This is a genomic window from Acaryochloris sp. CCMEE 5410 (genome assembly GCF_000238775.2).
Classification (GTDB): Bacteria; Cyanobacteriota; Cyanobacteriia; order Thermosynechococcales; family Thermosynechococcaceae; genus Acaryochloris.
In genome coordinates this window covers 1,442,830-1,464,053 of the sequence record NZ_AFEJ02000002.1, presented here as the reverse complement: position 1 = coordinate 1,464,053, position 21,224 = coordinate 1,442,830, and the positions used below count along the sequence as shown (strand labels likewise).

The window sequence follows — 21,224 nt, the reverse complement described above, 5'->3', positions numbered from 1 at the left end:
ATGAAGGATGTTCTTGCTTACATTGAAATGAAGAAGAAAACATTTGAAAAATTACCGTTCTTTAATTTTCTTCAAAATAAAGAAGTTGACCCAAGAACACGCCTTTCATTTGCACCTTGTGCAGCTCCTTTTGTTATGAGTTTTGGTGAGCTGAATAAAAGTGTATTGAGAGAAGAACCAACTGATGACGAGATACAGTTAATGATCAATAAGCATACCTATGCTGATGATCATCACTGGGTTTGGTTTCTTCGAGATCTCAAGAAGTTAGGTTTTGACAAATCTATGCGTTTTTCAGAGGTGCTACGTTTTGTATGGGGAAAAGAAACAGTACAAACTAGAGCCTTATGCAGAAAATTGATAGAGTGCTCTGCCCAAACTACTTCTCTTGAGAAGCTCATCATTATTGAAGCGATTGAAGCTACAGCACAGGTTTCATCATCTTTTATTGCATCTGTAGGTAGCGAGCTTCAAGAACAGACGGGGCAATCCTACTTATATTTTGGAGATTCACATTTAGAAGCTGAGGAAAGCCATTCACTTGAAACAGATTCTTCAGAGCTTAAGGAAGCGTTATTCTCTGAACATCTTCCTAGCTCTTATAACTTATCTAACTGTTACGCTTTAGTAGATAAAGTTTTTGATGTATTTACCGATTTTACTCATGAGTTAATGTCGTATATAGATAAAAATATGTTTGAATCCTTCTCTGAGAATGAGCATGAGTATCTAATCATTGGGGCCGGCCCCGCAGGTCTTCAAATGGGATATTTCTTAGAGAGAGCAGGAAGAGATTACAAAATACTAGAGGCTGGGAATAACCCAGGAACTTTTTTCCAAAAGTATCCTAGACATAAAAAACTCATATCAATAAATAAAAGATTTACTGGCTATACCGATCCTGAAATCAATTTAAGATGGGATTGGAACTCACTTCTAAGTGATAGCGAGGATATGTTATTTAAGTTTTATAGCAAGGACTATTTCCCAAGTTCAACTGATTACGTAAAATATCTCGGTGATTTTGCTAAATATTTCAATCTTAACATTGAATATAACTGCAAGGTGAGTAAAGTATCGAAAAATAAAACCTTTACAGTTTATGATCAGAACGGTAATTGCTACAAATCAAAAAGGCTAATCATTGCTTCAGGTACTGCTATTCCATATGTTCCGAATATACCTGGAATTGAGTATGCTGAAAACTATACTGATATATCCATTGATGCAGATGACTTTGCTAATCAGCGTGTCTTGATTATCGGCAAAGGGAATTCTGGTTTTGAAACTGCAGATAACTTGGTTAGCACTACTTCACTGCTTCACATTGCAAGTCCTAATCCCATCTCTATGGCATGGAAGACTAAGTATGTTGGTCATCTGAGAGCCGTTAACAATAATTTGCTCGATACATATCAATTAAAATCACAGAATGTTTTAATTGATGCAGATATAGAAAATATTGAGTATGTCCAGGGAGAATATATTGTACATTTTGATTATTCGCATGCTGATGGTGAAAAAGAAACTTTAGTTTATGATCGCGTAATTGTTTGTACAGGCTTTAAATTTGATGATTCAATTTTTGATGATTCTTGCAAACCAGAATTAACTATCAATCAAAGGTTCCCTAATCAAACTAGTGAGTGGGAGTCAACTAATGTGCCAGATCTATACTTTGCTGGGGTCTTGATGCACATGCGTGACTTTAAGAAAAAGCAGTCTGGCTTCATTCATGGTTTTCGTTACAATATCCGAGCACTTCATAATATTCTTGAGAAGAAATATTATAGTCAATCCCTTCCTCATCAGTTGATTAGTACAGATGCTGGCAAATTCACTGATTTAATCTTAAACCGAGTTAATTCAAGTTCTGGTTTATGGCAGCAAACTGGTTATCTTTGTGATGTCATTGTTGTGTCTAATGATGGTAGCTCTGCAAATTATTATCAGGATATTCCCGTCGATTACGTAACTGAGAAATCATTGAGTAGAAATAATCATTACTACACAATTACTTTGGAATTTGGCTTAGACATAATTAATGCTAGCCCAGATCCCTTTGCAGTTGATAGAATCCACAAAGATGATTTAGCAAGAGCTGAGTTGAGTTCTGGTATTCACCCTATTATTCGACGTTACTGTCAGGGTGCCTTAATTGCTGAGCATCATGTCATTGAAGATATCGCTAGTGAATGGAAAGAAGAGGTTCATATTCAACCACTGTCACAATTCCTGACAGAGCAGCTGGCTCACTCTCAAGGCATCGGAGCCCGTCTCCTTGAAGCAGGGCTGCTAACTTCAGAACAGCTAGAAGTAGCCTTAGCAGAACAAGAACTGCAAGCCACCGCTCGTTTAGGAGAGGTTATCCAAAAACGGGGTTGGGTGAAAGAGCGAACCATTCAGTTCTTATTGAACCAAGTCAATAAAACGCTAGTGGACAATCCTGAGTTAAGTACCTGTGCTCAGCTGGGAGCCAATCTAGTTGAAGCAGGTTTAGCGACATCAACGCAAGTCGATCAAGCATTACTAGAGCAGCAAACCTCTAACAAACGCTTAGGAGAAATTTTAGTGAATCATGGTTGGGTGACACCACAAACCATTGAATACATGATGAAACATCTTGCCAAGCCAACTACGGCTACTCAACCAGAAGTCGCTGTCTTGAATTAATGTAATCCATTTTTTCCCTTGAATGATGGTCTCTCCTTCATAGAAATATGGAGGAGAGTTTCTGATTGAGCTGGGTCTGCAAGCGCCAAATCAGATAATGTTGAGCACTTGCAGATCAACTTGCCAGCCTTATGATTTGAGATAGGTATAGCTTCTGAGGCTACGCTCATAATTTTTGAGGAGTAGCTGAGCTTCTGGTAATGTGATGTGCTGTTCTTGCAATGCCACCTCAGACTGTTTGCGAATTTCTTCAATCAGATCGTCGGCATCATATTGGACATATTCCAGCACCTCGGTAATTGTGTCTCCCTTAACCACATGGGCAATGTGATACCCCATCGGCGTCAAATCAATATGGACGACATTGGTATCGCCAAACAAATTATGCAGATTACCCATGACTTCTTGATAGGCACCATTCAGAAACATCCCTAAGTAATAGGGGTCATCGGGCTTTAAGGTATGTAGCTCCAGAATGGGTTTAGTGTCGCGGGAATAGATAAATTGATCAATTTTGCCATCACTATCGCAGGTGAGATCGACAAGTGTTCCTCGTTGGGTGGGTTCTTCTTCTAAGCGGTGAATCGGCATAATCGGGAACAGCTGATCAATGGCCCAGGTATCAGGGGCCGATTGAAACACCGACAGATTCGTGTAATAAAGCGACGCCATTCGGCGTTCAAGATCTTCTAAGTCGACAGCCACATCATCGTCTTGTCGTGCGATCGCAAGTATTTTCTGACAACAGGCTCCACAGAGTCGCTCGACCCTGGCCCGCCCTTCCAGGCTCAGATAGCCAAACCCAAACAGACTAACGGCTTCTTCCTTGAACTGCAACGCATCATGATAGGCTTCCTGATAATTCTCGGCATCGATGGTTTGATAGGTTTCCCATAGATTCCGAATAATCAGATGTTCGTCGGCTTGGGCAGGTTCTGGGGTGAGGTTGAGGGTGTCGCTACTGCCCAGTACATTCATAATCAGGACAGACTGGTGAGAGGCAATCGCCCGGCCACTTTCACTCACTAGGGTAGGCACAGTGATATCTGCTTCCGCGCAGGCTTCCTTCACCTCAGCCACCACATCATTAGCGTAATTCTGCATATTGTAGTTTTTGGACGCTGCCGAGTTACTTTTAGACCCGTCGTAATCAACCCCCAAGCCACCTCCCACATCTAAGAACTTCATATTGGCCCCTAACCGGGCCAGCTCTACATAGATTTGACTGGCTTCTCGCAGGGCATCTTTGATGACGCTAATGGCTGAGATTTGAGAGCCGATATGAAAATGAAGCAGTTGCAAAGAGTTCAGTAGATTCGCGGCCCGCAGATGCTCAACGGCGGCCACTACTTCTGGAATGTTGAGGCCAAATTTAGCGCGGTCCCCTGCACTCGTCCCCCATCGACCAATTCCTTTGGCGCTGAGCTTGGCTCGAACACCCAAAATCGGCTGAATCTGGAGCCGACGACTGGCTTCGATTACCAGCTCCACTTCTTCGAGTTGTTCAATCACAATAATCGCCTGATGGCCCAAACGCTGGGCTAGCATAGCGGTTTCGACATACTCCAAGTCCTTATAGCCATTGCAGATCAGCAGCGCCCCGGAGGTTTTGAGGGAGGCAATGGCAATCAGTAATTCCGGTTTAGAACCTGCCTCTAATCCAAACTGGTGAGGTTGGCCAAAACGGACCAAGTCTTCGACTAAATGACGTTGCTGATTACACTTAACGGGAAAAACGCCTCGGTAGCGACCGGGATAGCTGTAGCGTGCGATCGCTTTGGCGAAACAGGCATTTAACCGCTCAATCCGATCCGCTAAAATGTCTGAAAACCGGATCAGCAAAGGGGCATGGATATCTCGCTGCTGCAGGGACTGGACCAGCTCATAGAGGTCTAAAGAGCCCCCTCGATCAGCCTTGGGCGATACGGTTACATGGCCCGCTGCATTAACGGAAAAATAGGGTTCTCCCCAGCCCCGAATACGGTAGAGCTTTTCACTTTCCTCAATCGACCATGCCGCATCTGCCTGTTCAGGGTTTGGGTCTGATGTCAGCGGCCGTTCTCGCATCGGTGCTGAATGACCATTCTCCAACTCTGCCGCGAGAGTTTGGGAAATTTTGGTAGCCTTATCTTCATGGTTTCGACCGTTTTCCATGCTATTTGCCTATGCGCGACCCGACACTTCAGACATCTTAGCTGAGTTTCAGGGCGCAGGCAGGCACATCATCCCAGGACTCCACAGTTCTCAACCGGGCCACCCATCCGGCTTGCTTTTGATGCTCCGTCAAATTGTCTTGAAAAGAGGTGTGACAGTCTTGGGCATGTTGGGCATCACAACAGGCAATACAGGCATACATTAATCCAGCCGGATCGAGCTGTTCATTTACCCAAATCGTCTTTGATTGGCTCATATCGTCCGCCGTCAAATCCATAGCTAAAACACGAAAAGAGGAAGCCGAGGCTCCCTCTTTTAAAAAATGCAACACAGCAAAATTGACTCAAGATTTACGATGAAAGCGAAGACGCTTAGTAAGCCAAGCCCATGCTGCGCGTTGTTTCTGCACCTAAATAAACCCGAATGCTCAGGAAGTCGGTGGGGCAAGCTGTTTCGCAACGCTTACAGCCCACACAGTCTTCTGTGCGGGGAGATGAGGCAATTTGACCCGCCTTACATCCATCCCAAGGAACCATTTCGAGAACATCGGTTGGGCAGGCACGGACACATTGGGTGCATCCGATGCAAGTGTCATAAATTTTGACTGTGTGAGACATTGAATAAGAGCTCCAAAAAATAAATGGCGTCTGTTAGCGCCGGGTGCTTTTCAAAGACAACTGTATAGTCAAGGATCCTATAACGTGTTTTAGTTTACAGCAGCGCATTTGCCACTTCTACAAAAATGAGAGGAAACTTCAAACAATGTTACTTAATAGAAGCCTCTCAAAGCCTGATATCTAGACTCTTTTAATCATTTAAGGTTGGCGAATAAAGACCTGTGTAAAGAAATATTCCTTCCCCTGGCGGATGACGCCTACCCCCGTTTCTGTTACGTCCGCCCGTAGCATATTCTGTCGATGTCCAGGGCTATCCCACCAGCCCATAATGGCCTGGGCCACTGGATCTGGCGCATTTTCATTCAAAGCCAAATTTTCGGCCACCAGATTGAACCGAACACCGGCATTCAATAAGCGTTCCAATGCCGTATTACCTTGGGGGTCAGCATGGCTAAAGAAATTATTGGCAGCCATATTCTGGCTATGGCTGCGAGCCACGTTGGCAACCTCTGCATTCCACTGGAGGGGCTGTAGACCATAGGACTGGCGAATATCATTCACTTCTGCATAAATCAGCTGGGATAAATTGCTTTGAGTAACGGCTGTTGAATCGCGCCTCGTTTTCTGAGAAGGAATCGGCTCAGGCGCCTCTAAGACGGGCTCTGGGGCAGGACGAGGGACTGATTTTCGCCGTCGGGGCTGTCGACGAATAGTCGGTGTTTGTCGGGGCGTTTTACATTCAAAAGGTACTGGAAATGGCAATTTGATGGGGAGAGCGATACACCCCACCAACCACCAAGACAATGACTTTTGGGCACCCAGCTGGGTGCGTTGTCCCTTGTTCCCAACCTCATCCTGTTCCAACGCCGTCAACGACACCCGAGATAAGCTGGACTTAGCCATAGATAATGGGTCGCGCGCGTGATGAATTGGGAATTATTTTACCCAATAAACTGTGAACTCACCTGAGATAGTGCTGAGTATTACGCTTAGGCAGACGTCAACATCTTTTCCGTCACCCCTTCGCTGACTTCTGATCGCTCTGCCTCTGAAGGAGGTACCACCTGCCAGAACTGCGGCAGATATTCAGACCAGCGATCTAAGATGTCTTGACCTTTGGGGCTACCCGTATGGTCTACATGGGTTTGGATGAGAGCCTTTAACTGTTGGGCACCTGCTTCCGTATTAACTCGCTGAATTTGAACAATCTCTGGGTTGACCTTAGTGGGGAAACTGCCCTCTTCATCCAAGAAGTAGGCCAGTCCACCCGTCATACCCGCACCCACATTACGGCCTGTTTCCCCAAGAACAACCACGACACCGCCCGTCATATATTCACAGCAGTGATCGCCGGAGCCTTCAATCACGGCTTGGCCTTGGGAATTGCGCACGGCAAATCGTTCTCCCGCTTTACCGTTGGCATAGAGGGTGCCACCCGTCGCACCATAGAGACAGGTGTTACCGATAATCACATTGTCTGCAGCAGCATAGGTGGCTTCTGGTGAGGGTTTGATAGTGATTTCACCGCCATGCATGCCCTTACCCACATAGTCATTGGCTTCTCCCACTAGGTTGAGGGTCATGTGGGGTAAGGTAAAGGCCCCAAAACTTTGGCCCGCACTGCCTTCAAAGGTGAGATTGAGCTGGCCGGTAAATCCGGTATTGCCGTACTGTTTTGCGATCGCCCCCGCAATCCGCGCCCCCACACTCCGATCCGTATTCACAACTTTTACGGTTTTAGCCACAGTCGTTTGATTTTGAATCGCCCGTTGAATGTCAGCATCCTGCAGCAACTGATCATCTAAGACGGGACCATTGGTATGAACCGGACCATGATCTAGCCAACTGCGATCGGTGCGGGTATCGGGGAGTTGGGTGAGGCAATCGAGGTTGAGCTGCGAGGTTTTGGTGAGTTGAGCATCCTCTCGCACCTGCAACAGATCGGCTCGACCAATCACTTCATTGAGGGAGTGATATCCCAGGTGAGCCAGCAGAGAGCGCACTTCTTCGGCAATAAAGTAGAAAAAGTTAACCACATGCTCGGGGATACCCGTAAATCGCTGGCGCAGCTTTTCTTGCTGGGTGGCAACCCCTACGGGACAGTTATTGGTATGGCAAATGCGGGCCATAATACAGCCTTCAGCAATCATGGCAATGGAGCCAAAGCCGTATTCCTCTGCTCCCATCAGGGCCGCCATCAGCACGTCCCATCCGGTTTTAAGACCCCCATCGGCCCGAAGAATAACGCGATCGCGCAGTTGATTCACCATCAAAGCCCGATGCACTTCCGTTAGCCCCAATTCCCAGGGACTGCCTGCATGTTTAATCGAACTCAAGGGGGAGGCTCCGGTACCCCCATCATGACCGGAAATTTGAATCACATCAGCATTGGCTTTCGCCACCCCAGCCGCGATCGTGCCAATACCAATCTCTGCCACGAGTTTGACAGAAACTTTGGCTTGGGGATTGATCTGATGCAGATCAAAAATTAGCTGGGCCAGATCTTCAATGGAGTAAATATCGTGGTGGGGTGGGGGTGAAATCAGGGTAACTCCAGGCTTGGAGCGGCGCAGCATGGCAATATAGGGACTAACTTTTTTCCCTGGCAACTGACCCCCTTCACCGGGTTTTGCGCCTTGAGCCAGCTTAATTTCAATTTGCTGTGCATTCATTAAATATTCCGGCGTGACCCCGAACCGCCCTGATGCCACTTGCTTAATCCCAGAACTGGCCGTATCGCCATTGCGAAGTCCCTGTAAATGGGGCAGCACAGCTGACTTGCCATTGGCATCCACATCGGAGAGCACCTTAAACCGGACTGTATCCTCGCCACCTTCACCGGAGTTAGACTTGGCACCCATACGGTTCATGGCAATCGCCAACACTTCATGGGCTTCCCGAGACAAGGCCCCTAAAGACATGCCGCCGGTGCAGAAGCGCTTGACGATGGCTTCCACCGACTCCACTTCCGTGAGAGGTATCGCGGTGCGATCGCTCTTAAAATCCAGTAAATCCCTTAGGGCCGTCACGGGCCGACTAAGGAGCTGCTGCTTATAAACCTGATAATGGTCATAGTCCTTATCAGCCACGGCTTTATGCAGGGCCTTGGACATATCCGGGTTGTTCATATGGTATTCACCCCCCGGACGAAACTGGATAAAGCCAAAGTTTTCTAGCTTTTTCAGATCCAGCTCAGGGAAGGCTTTCTGATGGAAGGCCATGGTTTCTTGAGCCAGTTCAGCAATGGTCAGTCCGCCCACCCGAGAGGTGGTACCAGCAAATCCTAGCTCTAGCAGTTCCGGGCCAATGCCAATTCCTTCAAAAATCTGCGCCCCCTGATAGCTGGAAATAAGCGAAATCCCCATCTTAGAGAGAATCTTCAGTAAGCCTGCTTCCACGGCTTTGCGATAGTTACTTTGGGCACCACCAATGGTCATGGCCGGAATTTTGCCCCGCGTCATTAGCTTTTGGGTGCGTTCATCAGACCACCAGTGGCGTACGGATTCTAGGGCCAAGTAGGGACAAATGGCCGCTGCCCCAAATCCAATTAGACAGGCAAAGTGATGGGTACTCCAGCATTGAGCCGTTTCCACAACCAGGGAAGCCTGCAGGCGAATTTCTTGTTTGACTAAATGCTGGTGAATTGCCCCCACGGCTAGCAAAGGTGGGATATAGCTATAGTCGGCATTGAGCCAGGTAGTCTCTCCCGTGGGCGTATGGCGATCGCTAATCACTAATATCTGCTGCCCCGATTGAACGGCGGCGGTGGCCTGTTCACAGAGTGACTGCACGGCAGTCGCTAAGCCCTCAGGACCATTGCTGAGGGGAAATAAGGTGGAGAGGGTTTTCACCCCAAACCCAGAGGTCCGAATCGCCCCCAGCTCCGTTTCATTAATCACCGGAGAGTTGAGCTTAATCAAACGAGCGGCTTCTGGATCATGATCCAGAAAATTGCGGCGACGGCCCAACAACGTTACCAGGGACATCACCAGCTTTTCCCGTAAGGGGTCAATGGCGGGATTGGTAACCTGGGCAAAGCGCTGCTTAAAGTAGTCGTAGAGCACATGGGGCCGAGACGACAAAATCGACAGGGGAATATCATCTCCCATACAAAAGGTGGGTTCTTTGCCATCCTTAGCCATGGCCTGCACCACCATTTCCACATCCTCTAGGGAAAAGCCATAGGCCACCTGCTGCTGAAAGCAGGTTTGGGGTTCAGACTGGGGGGCGCCAGGGAAGGGCTGTTCCGCCAGGGGTTGACGATGCGATCGCAACCAGTCTCCATAGGGATGTTCGGCAGCGATTTGAGCCTTAATCTCCCAGTTGGTCTGCACTTGATGGGTGGCTAAATCCACCGCAATCATATGTCCTGGTCCTAAGCGCCCTTTGGTAACAATCTCGGCTTCGGGGATGGGAATGGCTCCCGCTTCTGAGGAGACATAGACAGTGCCATCCTGAGTGGTGCAATAGCGGGCAGGTCGTAGTCCGTTGCGATCCAATGCCGCTCCTACAACTTTGCCATCGCTAAAAGCCAACAAAGCTGGACCATCCCAGGCCTCCTGAAGGCCGCTGTAGTACTCATAGAAATCAACGATTTCGGGGTGATCTGCCAGGGCAGGCTGATTACGGTAGGCTTCCGGCACCAGCATCATCAGCGCTTCTTGGGGGCTGCGCCCGGACTGCACTAACAGCTCTAGAGTTTTATCTAAATTGGCTGAATCGCTGGCATTCGGATTGACCAGGGGACGCAGCTCTTCAAAACGGTCTTGCCAATGGGGGTGACTCAGGGCCGACTGCCGTGCCGCCATCCATTTGATATTGCCAAGTAACGTATTGATCTCGCCGTTATGGCCCAAGAAGCGCATGGGTTGGGCCAGGGGCCATTTGGGTAAGGTATTGGTACTAAATCGACGATGGTAAATGGCGAAGGAACTCAGATAGTCAGGGTTTTGCAAATCCTCATAAAAGGCTCCCAAGATTTCTGAGCGCACCATGCCTTTATAAATAATGGTGCGATGGGATAGGGAACAGAAGTAAAACTCGGGTGCCCAGTCTGCTCCTGTCTCAGACACGGCTTTTTCGATCTGCTTACGGACTAAATAAAGCTGACGTTCGAGTTCATCGCCTCTTAGGTTGGGCGAGGCCAGAAACACCTGCTCAAAGCCAGGCTGGTTAGCGCGGGCTTGCTCTCCTAGCAGATCAGGTTTGATGGGTACAGGTCGCCATCCTAGGACTTGGAATTGGGCTGCGATCGCAACTTCTTCCACAATTTGCTTACAGTGGGCCAATGCCTCAGCATCGGTGGGCAAAAACACCATTCCCACCCCTACCTGCTCTACACCTGGTAGGGACTGATCTTGGGTAGACCACCACTGTTGAAAGAGCTGCCAGGGAATGGCCGTCAGAATTCCGGCTCCATCCCCCGAATCTCGGTCGGCACTACATCCACCCCGATGCTCCAGACAGGTCAACCCGGTTAAGGCTTGCTGAATCAGATCGTGATTGGCTTGGGGACTGGCAATAAACCCAACACCACAGGCATCCCGTTCCTCTATGAGCCAAGGCTGCCCAGGAAAAATGGAAGCGGAGGAGGAATTAAGCGCATTCATGGTGTGAGTCATGATCGGGTTCAGAATATAGGGGTGAAAAAATGGCTGCGCTATCTCAAGATGCAGCCGAAAAAGTTCAGCGGATCGCCTTCAATCCCAGTAGTGCACAAAGCAATCGGGAGAAAATGTATCTTATGTAACCAAAGGATAATCCGCCTAACGCAGATGTATCGGATAATGCCGGAATCCTTGGAATACTTAAGGTTCCCTCTCTACAGTCAATGAAGGCAGGTGTCTGTGAAGAAGGAGAGGGGCAATCAGATGTTGTGCTCTGCGTATTAAATCTTAACGCAAAACATCCCGAATCTACCGTTGCCTTTGCCAGCCTCATCTAAAGGGCTCTTGTACATTTCAGGATAATTTTTGGTCTTTCAGAATTAATGTCAAATAACAATTCGGGGAACTGAGTTGGGACTGGTTATATTCGATGTGCCAGAGCAACCACAAAACGGACTGCAGTTCATCCATGCGTTATCTGCCATTTGGGTCGGTGTAATCAGGTGCAATATGGCGAATGTAGTCAAGTTCTAATTCCAGCATCGGTATTTTTTCGTTCAGCTTGAACCAAATCACGTTTTCGATCCAAAACCGATATATAAATTCGTCAAAAGATTTGGCTGCGATTGAAGTCGATTCCATACAGTTCTGAACTAATTTTGGAGAAGCCTCAAAGTCAATTGAGTCTAGAAACGGTTCGTCATAATCAGCCGAAGAAGAAATAACGAAATGTGGTGCATTCGTTGGGAGATAGATATACCAACAGACGCAAACTTGCTGATCATTTAAAAATCTAAGAATGAAGTCTCCTTGCCGAAAGGGACTTTCAATAATTCTTTCTGGTAAGTCAAAGTAACAAGCTGTGCAAGAAGGAATACGCTCTTGAAATTCAAATGACCGAGCCAAAGTGAGAAATGTACTAGGCAATTCGATCCCAAGGGAAATAGCCTCCCTTTCTATTGTTTTTAGTTGCCTAGCGTATTCGTATTTCGCTTTCTCATCTAAGCGATAATCCTCCATCTCTGCGTCAATAGTTGGATGGAGTGGAGGTAGCCAAGCGCAGTCTGGAGCAAGTTTAGGAATCGGAGGCAGCAGATCATAGGCAGACGATGAGTACGTTGGTTTTGTTGGACGAATGTCGCCCAGGCCAAAGGTAACCCAGTCATATTCAAATAGCGATTCAGCTCTCATACTGCTGACATCCCGAATCATTTCCCCTAGTCATTTATTCCCATTGAACTGGAGTTTCACACCTTCTTAAGACCATACATAAACTCTCCAGCAATCAGAGAACCTTGAGCAGACTTGAACTCTGTCTTATATCGAACAGGAAAGAGACTTGTTGATGTACCTATGACTGATTGGAGCTGTTCTGCTGTTCGCTGATTCTCTAGTTCAAGAAGTGGGTTTTGGCTAAAGATAAACTCTTCGTCTTGGTAAAAGAGGGCTAAACAGTATGCGTCCTCATTCATAATAAAACCCTTAAGTTCCAAACCATTCTTAGTTGTAATGGCTGCTCGAATGAAGACTCTCATACGATCTGGGAACGGGTTGTACTCAAGTAACGTATAAACACAGTGTTCATTCCCAGGTGAGTTTTTTTCAAATAAATGAAGCACTTTTTCTCGATTAAGTCCCCAGCGCTCCAAGTCTTCAATTTCCTCCCAGTCATAATATTCTGACCACACCGGGTAGTCATCAAAGTCTTGCTCTGAGAGCTGACTTTCAGGAAGTACTCGGAACTTAGCTATGTTTAACATGCCTTCTTGTACAATCAACGCCTATGCAACCAATCTTGGCCTACAACGAAAGCTCTTTACCTGCCCCATCCTTGGGTGAACGATTGCAGCTTGCAGCGCAACAGCATCTTGCATTAGAGATTGCCAACTCCGGCAATTTGAACTTGGACCCCTATCTCAAAGCTAATGTTTCAATCGCAGCCGTCCAAGCTTACGCCATGCACGACTTTCATCCCCTCTATCCAGATGCCCACCATCGGCAGCAGGCACTCCATCATGTCCACCAAACCTTAGAGATTGCGGCTCAACTCCAAGTCCCTCGAATCGTGACTGTCTGCGGATTTGGTGCTGATGTGGTTGATTCCCCCTTTGAGCGCTGCTTAGACTTTTTCAGTTCTTGTGCCGCTAAAGCCAAGACCCTTGGCATCAAAATTATGATTGAGCCATTAAGTCCGCGACGCTGTGCAGCCATGACTGAACCATACCGAATCGGTCAGCTCGTGGAAACCTTAGCAGACCCCAAGGTTTTTACCACTCTGCTAGATACTGGGCATATTCTCGATAGTGGCTACGATTTGGGAACCTTCTTGTCCAACTGGACTTTCCCAACAGAAGAACTTCAACTGAAAGGCCCCAATTCAACCCCGCCTGATTTCTCCTTGGGGCAATGGTTGAGGCAACTGTCATTCCAACCAGCCGTTTTATGTGTTGAGCATCGCCAGCCCATCACACTCTCTGATTTTAATCAGTTGATCTCAGCAATACGCTTGGAGCTTTCTCCTCAGTAACGACTAACTTTACAAGCCCAATCATCCTGAAAAATCAGCGGTAATCCATCCTGAAAGACAAGCAGTTCTCCCGGTTGAATGGTGGTCCAGGTTTCGTTGTCCGTTAGACAAGTGGTGGCAATAATGGCAACGCGATCGCAAGGTGTCGTTAACTCTTGAAAATCAACCGTCAGATCTTCATCAATCAGGTGTGCTGCTGCAAAAGGGGACTGGCGGACGATATAGCAAAGCTTGGTGGAACAGTGCACAAACAGATGTTTTCCATCTGAGAGTAAATAGTTGAAGATGCCATGACTGGCGATGGCCTGGGTCATCTCTTGCAAGACGGGGAACAGCTCTTCCATCAGCGGCTGTTCTTGGGGGAATTTATCTCGGAGCTGATTCATAATTAAGCAAAATGCTCGTTCACTGTCCGTTTGGCCCACGGAGCGATAGGTGCCTAAACTTCCAGATTTCAGAGTGGGTAGGTCTCCATTATGGGCAAACACCCAATGTCGCCCCCAAAGTTCCCGCATAAAGGGATGGCAATTTTCTAAGCCGACGGGACCAATGGTGGCCTTGCGAATATGAGCGATAACATTCGTCGATTTAATCGGGTATTCCCGAATCAGTTTGGCAATAGCAGAGGTTGCAGAAGGCTTGTCATCTAGGAAGACCCGACAGGCTGCCCCTTCAAAGAAGGCAATGCCCCACCCGTCTTTATGATCGTCTGTTTTTCCGCCTCGGGCGCAGAACCCTTCAAAGGAGAAACATATGTCCGTTGGCCCATTACAGTTCATCCCTAATAACTGACACATGAGCGATCGCAAGCAGTTCTACGCCGTCGATTGTAGGTGGAAAGGGAAAGAGGCCGCAACCAAATACCATGCCAATTCCCACAATCTTACGCGCAAGAAATTGAGCATTTGCACCTATCTGATGGAGACGTCCTGTACTGTGTTGAGTATTCGGCAGGTAGAGTAGAGAGCATCATGCTTTACGACACGATTGGGAAAACTTACGCCCAAACTAGACAGAGCGATCCACGCATCGCAGCCAAACTGTTAGAAATTTTAGAGCCGTTTCAGGCTTCCACGATTGTAGATATTGGTGCGGGTACAGGATCTTATGCACTGTATCTGGCCGAGCATGGATATCAAGTTCTGGCCGTTGAGCCATCAACGGTAATGCGGCGTCAGGCAATCGCCCATCCGGCAGTCCGTTGGATAGATGCCAAGGCTGAACAGCTATCATTGTCCTCTCATGCAGCAGACGTAGCCATCATCATCCTGGCATTGCACCATTTCCCAGATTATTCGCAAGCGCTACAAGAGATTCACAGAGTGACCGGAGATGGTCGGGTAGTTATCTTTACCTACGATCCAGACCTCATTTCTAGTTTTTGGCTAACTGAGTATTTCCCTTCGTTCATTGCCGATGTTCAGTCTACTTTTATACCTATCGCAACGTTAACGGCTGAGATTGAAACCCTTATGGATACAGCTGTGAATATCATTCCTTTCCCTTTACCCCATGATTTATCAGACTCATTCGCTGCGGTCGGATGGGCACGACCCGAACTATATCTGGAGGACAATATTCGCAACGGAATTTCATCCTTTGCCAAGCTCAATGAGGATGAATTAGAACTAGGATTATCAAAGCTACGCAGAGATTTAGAGACAGGAATATGGGATCAAAAGCATAGATATCTCCGCAAACAGACCCATTATGATGCTGGCTATCGATTCATATACACCATCACCTAGCAATAGTCTTTTAGTGGACCAGGCATTGCTGAAGTATTGCTTGCAATTATCAGCAGGTGGAATAGAGGAAATGATAATTTATGGCACGATTGGGCAATTTTATGCAACATAGTGTGTCAATATCGGCGTATTATCCAATACTTGGCATATAACCCACTGAAATAGGGTGTTATGCGACAACCTGACGTATAACCATAGTGCAGTTGACGATTAAAAAAATGATCACTAGCTGGGAACACTATCAGTTAACAGACAATTGAACTATCGCCGCAACGGACATCCGCAATTAACAGTTTTTTATGGCCAGCGGATCCGGCACGGATGCCGCTAAGCTAAACGTTAGCCCGCATGACAGCAACCACGCTCATTTACTCTTCCCTTGAATCACAGGTTTCGTTGTGTTGTGCCCACTCAACTAGGCGTCCTGGACTGCAAAGATAATCTTTCCTGAAGGTCACAATGACAAAACAGAGCTAGGTTCTAAAGCTGTAATCTTGGAGTTCCGTAGTGCTGGCGGCAGGTTTAGAGCTTTTGTAGTTGGAATATCTCTCTGACTTCACCAACCCAACCCCATCGGCATACCAAGAGATAATTTTTTGTTCCGAGTTCAGGATTCTTTCCAGCGTTTCAATTTTCATAGCTAGGAATTCACCTGCAGGAACAACTACAGTTTCGCTGGCGACAACCTTGCTGGATTCAGAAGTGTAGACCCCAAAAAATCCTTTGCCCTCCCATACCCAAGAGTCCCCAGGTTGTAGCGGATTTTTGAGTTCAATATGTGGTGGATCAAAAGAAAAACCTCGATTTTCTTTCGACCATTGGGGGTATTCTTTGCGATGAGCGAGTACTTGCCCAGCAGGTTTAGAGTACCATTCTCGCGAGAATAGTTCACTTGGCTTGTTAATAGACGATGTTCCAATTACATATAGGAGCGTGCCTTCGGCTTGTCTCTCCTGACTGACTACGCTTAACTTCACTTTTTCAGTGACAGGTCCGTAAACAGAAGCTTCTACATCAACGGTTTGGTACTGCCACCAATCACCAACTTTGAGGGGGAAATAATCGGGGGGTGGGGAAGCCAGCGGATTGAAGCAGGCAATTAATGTACTGCTGGTCACAAGCAGCAAACCTAAAAAGAAGGATACTAACTTAGTGAAAGCGTTATGTCTTATTTTTTTCATAACAGGATCACGCTCAGCCTGAATTTGTCTTGATCTGACTCAGATTGTTGACCAAATGAATTAACTCACCGAGATGTCTCTTAAACTACTGGATATCTGAGAATACGTTGATTGAGTAGTTGCAAGTCTCTCCGTTGAGGCACGGTCTAACAACACGGTGGAGAGGACGGTAATGAATCTTCGTGCGACGCTTTAGCCCACTCGCCGCCGCTTACTTTCGCCGTTAGACCGCGTGAAGCCACAACTAGGTGTCCTAGCCACTGCTAACATTACCCCGCCAAGAAGAGGGATGCTTATGGAGGTGCATGATAGATAAAACGAGTATTGAACCTTCTTCAATGCTGTAGACGATACCATAGGGAAACCGTCTTAGGCGGCAACGACTTATCTGCCCATCGAGTACTTTCCACGCTCTTGGATTCTGAACGATTCACTGGACAGTCGTATCTACTTCGTCAAGAAACCCTCGACCTAGCTCAGAACGATTAATCTCATAAAATTTGGGGGCAGCTTCGACTTCAACTTGAAACAAGCGATGTGTAAGCCATTTACTCAATAACACAACAGATTTCGGTGAGTTTAGCGAAAGTTAGTATCCCTAAAGCGCTGGAAATCGCTATTGAGCATAATATTTATGCTTATGATGCTTAAGTTGCTCAAACGTTATCTAGTCCATTGCTAACTTTAGATACACGCCTAAAAACAGTCGCTCAGAATAGACCTCTTGCATAATTCAACGAGCGATATGGTACCGGACTAAAAAACCAGGGCAGATCGCAGCATTTATTGAGTAAGTGGCACATCATGAAACGAATATTGCAAGAGGTCTATTGACTTCTGCTTTATTCTCAACAATAAATTGCCTGACTATACCTACATCATCAGCCTCAATGGCCTCTAGAAAAGTTTCCATTAAAGTAATGTCATTAGAAATAGTCTGCATTTGGGCAAGTAACTAAGATGAGTTCCGTCCTTAAGTGTTGACCAAATCAAATGGATAGAAAACTCATATATGCCTTGGGAAATCAATTTGTTTGGTCTAGCTTGGAGCTTGAGGCTGGCTACCATTTGCTTTTGGCTCAACATGACGATTACAGTTCAAAAGCTGGAATAGGCACCTGAGATTTCTGCTGATATTTTTCGATGGCTTGGGGCATCCAGTCTGCCCACTCTTGGCTTAACTCTGGATAAGCTAATCGGTTTTCATAGAGCTGTTGCAACTCCCTGGCCCAGTCCCTGTAGCCTGATTGTCCGATGATGCCATTTGTGGTTTGGATGTAGTTGATGAGAACTTCAGATTTAAACAGGAAGTCTTCTCCTGGAGTAGGATTTCATTGACTTAAACACTGAAGAAAGAATTCATAATCGCAGAAAACTCTGTACTGAGGATTCCAGCCCAGTGAATTGAGTCGACGATGGACAAAGCCGTTGCTGTCAAAGAGGGCTTGCTGACAGACCAAATCATCAAGGGTTGTGTCAGCACTGGGAGATATAAAGAGTTTGCCCTGCTTGATCATTTTCCCTTCCTGAATCACATCTCTGCGACGCCATTGCTGAGGCAAGATAAATCGACTATGGGGATACTGCTCAATCCAATCAAGGATGGTTCCCACAAAAGCCGGACGAAAGCTATTGTCATCGTCGAGGTAGCAGACATAGTTGCTAGAGGCAGCTTTAATCCCTAGGTTACGAGCGATACACAGACCAAACTCTTCTACGGGATGATCGATTTCTAGGTATTGGTGAGGAAAAGGGAACGGGGTGGATTGAATCAGGTGTTGGGTGGCTTTATCTCTGCCATCGTTGATGACAATCCATTCAAAGTCCAGCCTAGATTGCTGGAGCAGACTGGCCAAAGCGTTATACCGGAGGATATTTGCTCGGTTATGGGTGGCGGTAATGATGGTTAGTGTAAATGGTTTCTCTCCTTTGATCCTTGGAGCAGTTGTTGTCTTCTGATGCTATCGCAACAATTTATTGTCGGGGATTTGTCTTCATACCCTGAGTTTGGCTGCTCCCTGCACTGAGCCTTTTCAACAAGCCTGAAGAGAGAGTTGAGATTTTTCACTTCTTAGAGAATTGAGTTTGCTCTCAGCCAGGTCTTTGTCGCATACTAAATATGCTTTTGACAACAGCTTATGGCTCGTGAAGCCCGGAAGATTGCAGCTTTATGACATGTTGTCTGAATCCTGAGTGCCCTAAACCCCTTAACCCTGACACCCACAAGTTCTGTCAGCAATGTGGCACGGCCCTCGTCCCATTTCTCCACAAACACTACAAGATCATCAAACCCCTTGGAGCTGGACGTTGGGGAAAGACTTACCTGGCAGAGGATGTTGATCAGCTCAATACCCCATGCATTGTTAAGCAGTTAGCCCTGAAAACATTTGGGGCTAGTCCCAATGCCGTTCAGCTTTTTCGAGAGGAAGCCAAACAGCTCCAAACCTTGGGCCATCATTCTCAACTCCCAGATTTATTGGCCTATTTCCAGGAGGGAGAGTATCTCTATCTGGTACACCAGTTGATTGAAGGGAAAACCCTACTCGATCAGCTCCAGCAAGGGACCTTTAGCGAAACTCAAGTTCGCAATTTTCTCTTGGATATATTGCCCGTGTTGCAGGTGGTGCATAACCAGGGAGTCGTGCATAGAGACCTGAAGCCAGAGAATATTCTCCAAGACTCTCAAGGGCACTACATTCTGATTGACTTTGGCATTGCTCAGTTCCTCAATGAAAATCAAACCTTGCAACGGCCTACTAGCAGCCGCTCCCTGGGCTATCGGCCTCCTGAACAGCTGCAAGGACAGGCCAGCCCTGTCAGTGATTTGTTTGGACTAGGGGCTACTTGCTTTCACCTCCTGAGCGGTATTTCCCCTTCAGAGCTAGCACAAACCCAAGGCCAGTCCTGGATCCAGCATTGGCAGTCTCATGTGGATCGAGCTAGCCCTGAACTAAAAGGGATTTTGACCCAATTGCTTTCGCCTGATCCAGCACAACGGTATCAGTCAGCTCAGCAGGTTTTGGCTGACTTAACCCACAAGCCTCCAAGCCCGTCTTCTTGGCTCAGTCAGATGGGGGCCTCCCGGAAGATTTGGATCGGAACTGCGATCGCATTCCTAACCCTTGGCGGTTTGTCTGGTATCACCTATATGATTGCCACGCGCATGTCGTCCTCTGAAACCTCAGGAGAAAGCGCCACAGCTTTTATTCGCCGGGGAGATGCCAAGTATAATCGGCGGGATTATGAGGATGCGATCGCAGATTATTCCGAAGCGATTCGTCTGAGTCCAGACAGTGCCCAAGCCTATTTGGGGCGAGGGAATGCCAGGTACGCTTTAGAAGAATATCCAGAGGCCCTGATAGATTATGACGAGGCCTTAAAGCACGACCCGGACTATGTTTATGCTTTCAATGGTCGGGGCAATGTCAAATTTGCTCGTAAAGACTTTGAGGGGGCTATCCAAGACTATAATCAAGCGATTCAGTCCGATCCTCGGTTTGCCTTGGCTTTTTACAATCGCGGCAATGTCAAATCTGCCCTGAAGGAACATCGAGCAGCAATTGAAGACTTTAGCCAAGCTATTCGCCTCAATCCTCAATATGAGCCAGCTTATTTACAGCGGGGTGTTGCCAAAGCTGCCCTAACGAATTATGCCGGAGCCATTGAAGACTATTCTGAAACCCTTCGCCTCAATCCCGGAAATGATAGTGCGTTCAACAATCGAGGGGTGGCGCGCTATAAGTTGGGCGAAAGCCGTCAAGCCATTAAAGATTTCACTGAAGCCATTCGTCTTAATCCCCAGAATTCGTTTGCCTATTGCAATCGGGGCGAGTCCAAACTGAAGTTAAAGGATGCAGAAGGAGCGATCAAAGACTGCAGTGAAACCATCCGCTTAGATCCTCAAAGTTCCTTTGCTTACAGCGCCCGTGGCAAGGCTAATCATGCTCTTAAACGGTATAAAGCTGCTATTGAAGACTATACTCAGGCCTTAACGATTAATTCGGGTTGGGGCAATAGCGATAGTCCTGCCGATAGCTACTACAACCGGGGTAGTGCCAAAAGTAAGCTGAATGATATTGCCGGTGCAGTTGAGGATCTGAAAATTGCAGAGGACTTATTTCAGCAACAAGGCGATACTAAACGGTATCGAATCACCCGCGATTTACTGAGGAAATTACAGTAGCCCTTTTGAGGTTCCATTGCTATAACGGTCCTTGAAGCAAGAGGTCTATACTGTGTTTTTTGGACAAGTTCTGAATGCATTGGGAGTGTTAGTGGCCAGTATGTGGCTCGCCAGCAGTCCCCCGAAAGTTTCAGAAATCCCTATTCGGCAAGAGCTATTTAACTTTTTTGATGGCCAAGAACAGAACGCCTATAAAAACTTGATTCAACAATCTATCGATGGCGATTCCCAGGCCTTTCAGACCCTGATCAAGTTTGACTGTGGAGGCGCATCCTTCTGTTATTGGCATGGTGAAGTCTTGGCTAAAGTGACGTATCAACTGGGGGAAGAGCAAGTGCTCAGCTTGCTCAAGGATATGAATCCAGCAGATAAGAGCAGCTTTCGACATTTGCTGATGGCTGGTCTTGAGTATGGATTATTCTCCACAGATGAATCCCCTACGAGTAAACGAAGCAAGCTGACCATTGAGGATGAATTTCCCCGCTTAGATCAATGGCTGCAATCGTCAGCGAACTAAGACTCTGACCACCTAGCG

16 protein-coding genes are annotated in these 21,224 nt (G+C 47.0%); 5 read left to right on the top strand and 11 right to left on the bottom strand.

Features of this window, described 5'->3' with window-relative positions:
* Positions 1–2,673 carry an NAD(P)-binding domain-containing protein gene (locus tag ON05_RS27605; RefSeq protein WP_010475923.1) on the top strand — a complete coding sequence of 891 codons (2,673 nt, stop codon included), beginning with the start codon at positions 1–3 and terminating at the stop codon, positions 2,671–2,673.
* A 129-nt stretch (positions 2,674–2,802) separates the two neighbouring features.
* On the opposite strand, the gene speA is transcribed toward ON05_RS27605, so the two are convergent.
* The 7 genes from speA to ON05_RS27570 all read right to left on the bottom strand — a co-directional run bounded on the left by speA (position 2,803) and on the right by ON05_RS27570 (position 12,828).
* A complete protein-coding gene (speA, locus tag ON05_RS27600) occupies positions 2,803–4,740 on the bottom strand; it encodes a biosynthetic arginine decarboxylase (RefSeq protein ID WP_236619024.1) in 1,938 nt (645 codons plus the stop codon).
* A gap of 124 nt (positions 4,741–4,864) precedes the next feature.
* Positions 4,865–5,083: a hypothetical protein gene (locus tag ON05_RS27595; protein ID WP_012162199.1), complete on the bottom strand. Its 219-nt coding sequence runs from the start codon at positions 5,081–5,083 to the stop codon at positions 4,865–4,867.
* Between the two features lie 115 nt (positions 5,084–5,198).
* Positions 5,199–5,444 (bottom strand): photosystem I iron-sulfur center protein PsaC, encoded by a 246-nt coding sequence (gene psaC, locus ON05_RS27590; RefSeq protein ID WP_009556083.1) that lies wholly within the window; start codon positions 5,442–5,444, stop codon positions 5,199–5,201.
* A 198-nt stretch (positions 5,445–5,642) separates the two neighbouring features.
* A complete protein-coding gene (locus ON05_RS27585) occupies positions 5,643–6,347 on the bottom strand; it encodes a CAP domain-containing protein (protein WP_029315329.1) in 705 nt (234 codons plus the stop codon).
* Positions 6,348–6,433: 86 nt separating this feature from the next.
* Positions 6,434–11,065: a glutamate synthase large subunit gene (gene gltB / locus ON05_RS27580; RefSeq protein ID WP_029315330.1), complete on the bottom strand. Its 4,632-nt coding sequence runs from the start codon at positions 11,063–11,065 to the stop codon at positions 6,434–6,436.
* A 459-nt stretch (positions 11,066–11,524) separates the two neighbouring features.
* Positions 11,525–12,262, bottom strand: coding sequence for a hypothetical protein (locus tag ON05_RS27575; RefSeq protein ID WP_010475938.1), 738 nt, complete (start codon positions 12,260–12,262; stop codon positions 11,525–11,527).
* A gap of 35 nt (positions 12,263–12,297) precedes the next feature.
* Positions 12,298–12,828, bottom strand: a complete 531-nt coding sequence (locus ON05_RS27570) for a hypothetical protein (RefSeq protein WP_236619022.1) — start codon at positions 12,826–12,828, stop codon at positions 12,298–12,300.
* A gap of 5 nt (positions 12,829–12,833) precedes the next feature.
* Between ON05_RS27570 and ON05_RS27565 the strand changes: the two genes are divergently transcribed.
* Positions 12,834–13,577 carry a sugar phosphate isomerase/epimerase gene (locus ON05_RS27565; protein WP_010475940.1) on the top strand — a complete coding sequence of 248 codons (744 nt, stop codon included), beginning with the start codon at positions 12,834–12,836 and terminating at the stop codon, positions 13,575–13,577.
* Here the strand turns inward: ON05_RS27565 and ON05_RS27560 are convergent.
* Positions 13,571–14,374, bottom strand: coding sequence for a class II glutamine amidotransferase (locus tag ON05_RS27560; protein WP_010475941.1), 804 nt, complete (start codon positions 14,372–14,374; stop codon positions 13,571–13,573). The two genes, ON05_RS27565 and ON05_RS27560, sit on opposite strands and share 7 nt — an antisense overlap.
* A gap of 174 nt (positions 14,375–14,548) precedes the next feature.
* On the opposite strand from ON05_RS27560, the gene ON05_RS27555 reads away from it, so the two are divergent.
* Positions 14,549–15,325, top strand: coding sequence for a class I SAM-dependent methyltransferase (locus tag ON05_RS27555; RefSeq protein ID WP_010475943.1), 777 nt, complete (start codon positions 14,549–14,551; stop codon positions 15,323–15,325).
* A gap of 473 nt (positions 15,326–15,798) precedes the next feature.
* Here ON05_RS27555 and ON05_RS27550 read toward each other — a convergent pair whose 3' ends face one another.
* The 3 genes from ON05_RS27550 to ON05_RS27540 all read right to left on the bottom strand — a co-directional run bounded on the left by ON05_RS27550 (position 15,799) and on the right by ON05_RS27540 (position 18,407).
* A complete protein-coding gene (locus tag ON05_RS27550) occupies positions 15,799–16,506 on the bottom strand; it encodes a hypothetical protein (protein WP_029315333.1) in 708 nt (235 codons plus the stop codon).
* A 1,091-nt stretch (positions 16,507–17,597) separates the two neighbouring features.
* Positions 17,598–17,726 carry a hypothetical protein gene (locus ON05_RS27545; RefSeq protein ID WP_255345100.1) on the bottom strand — a complete coding sequence of 43 codons (129 nt, stop codon included), beginning with the start codon at positions 17,724–17,726 and terminating at the stop codon, positions 17,598–17,600.
* A gap of 111 nt (positions 17,727–17,837) precedes the next feature.
* Positions 17,838–18,407 (bottom strand): glycosyltransferase family 2 protein, encoded by a 570-nt coding sequence (locus ON05_RS27540; RefSeq protein ID WP_255345101.1) that lies wholly within the window; start codon positions 18,405–18,407, stop codon positions 17,838–17,840.
* Positions 18,408–18,676: 269 nt separating this feature from the next.
* Between ON05_RS27540 and ON05_RS27535 the strand changes: the two genes are divergently transcribed.
* Positions 18,677–20,689, top strand: coding sequence for a serine/threonine-protein kinase (locus ON05_RS27535; protein ID WP_010475950.1), 2,013 nt, complete (start codon positions 18,677–18,679; stop codon positions 20,687–20,689).
* A 52-nt stretch (positions 20,690–20,741) separates the two neighbouring features.
* On the top strand, positions 20,742–21,206 hold the full coding sequence (locus ON05_RS27530; RefSeq protein ID WP_039780875.1) for a hypothetical protein: 465 nt from the start codon (positions 20,742–20,744) through the stop codon (positions 21,204–21,206).
* The last annotated feature ends 18 nt before the right edge of the window (positions 21,207–21,224 follow it).

Coding starts and splice junctions, on each gene's coding strand:
- ON05_RS27605 (WP_010475923.1), top strand. CDS start 1: ATGAAGGATGTTCTTGCTTACATTGAAATGAAGAAGAAAACATTTGAA.
- speA (WP_236619024.1), bottom strand. CDS start 4,740: ATGCGAGAACGGCCGCTGACATCAGACCCAAACCCTGAACAGGCAGAT.
- ON05_RS27595 (WP_012162199.1), bottom strand. CDS start 5,083: ATGAGCCAATCAAAGACGATTTGGGTAAATGAACAGCTCGATCCGGCT.
- psaC (WP_009556083.1), bottom strand. CDS start 5,444: ATGTCTCACACAGTCAAAATTTATGACACTTGCATCGGATGCACCCAA.
- ON05_RS27585 (WP_029315329.1), bottom strand. CDS start 6,347: ATGGCTAAGTCCAGCTTATCTCGGGTGTCGTTGACGGCGTTGGAACAG.
- gltB (WP_029315330.1), bottom strand. CDS start 11,065: ATGACTCACACCATGAATGCGCTTAATTCCTCCTCCGCTTCCATTTTT.
- ON05_RS27575 (WP_010475938.1), bottom strand. CDS start 12,262: ATGATTCGGGATGTCAGCAGTATGAGAGCTGAATCGCTATTTGAATAT.
- ON05_RS27565 (WP_010475940.1), top strand. CDS start 12,834: ATGCAACCAATCTTGGCCTACAACGAAAGCTCTTTACCTGCCCCATCC.
- ON05_RS27560 (WP_010475941.1), bottom strand. CDS start 14,374: ATGTGTCAGTTATTAGGGATGAACTGTAATGGGCCAACGGACATATGT.
- ON05_RS27555 (WP_010475943.1), top strand. CDS start 14,549: ATGCTTTACGACACGATTGGGAAAACTTACGCCCAAACTAGACAGAGC.
- ON05_RS27550 (WP_029315333.1), bottom strand. CDS start 16,506: ATGAAAAAAATAAGACATAACGCTTTCACTAAGTTAGTATCCTTCTTT.
- ON05_RS27535 (WP_010475950.1), top strand. CDS start 18,677: ATGACATGTTGTCTGAATCCTGAGTGCCCTAAACCCCTTAACCCTGAC.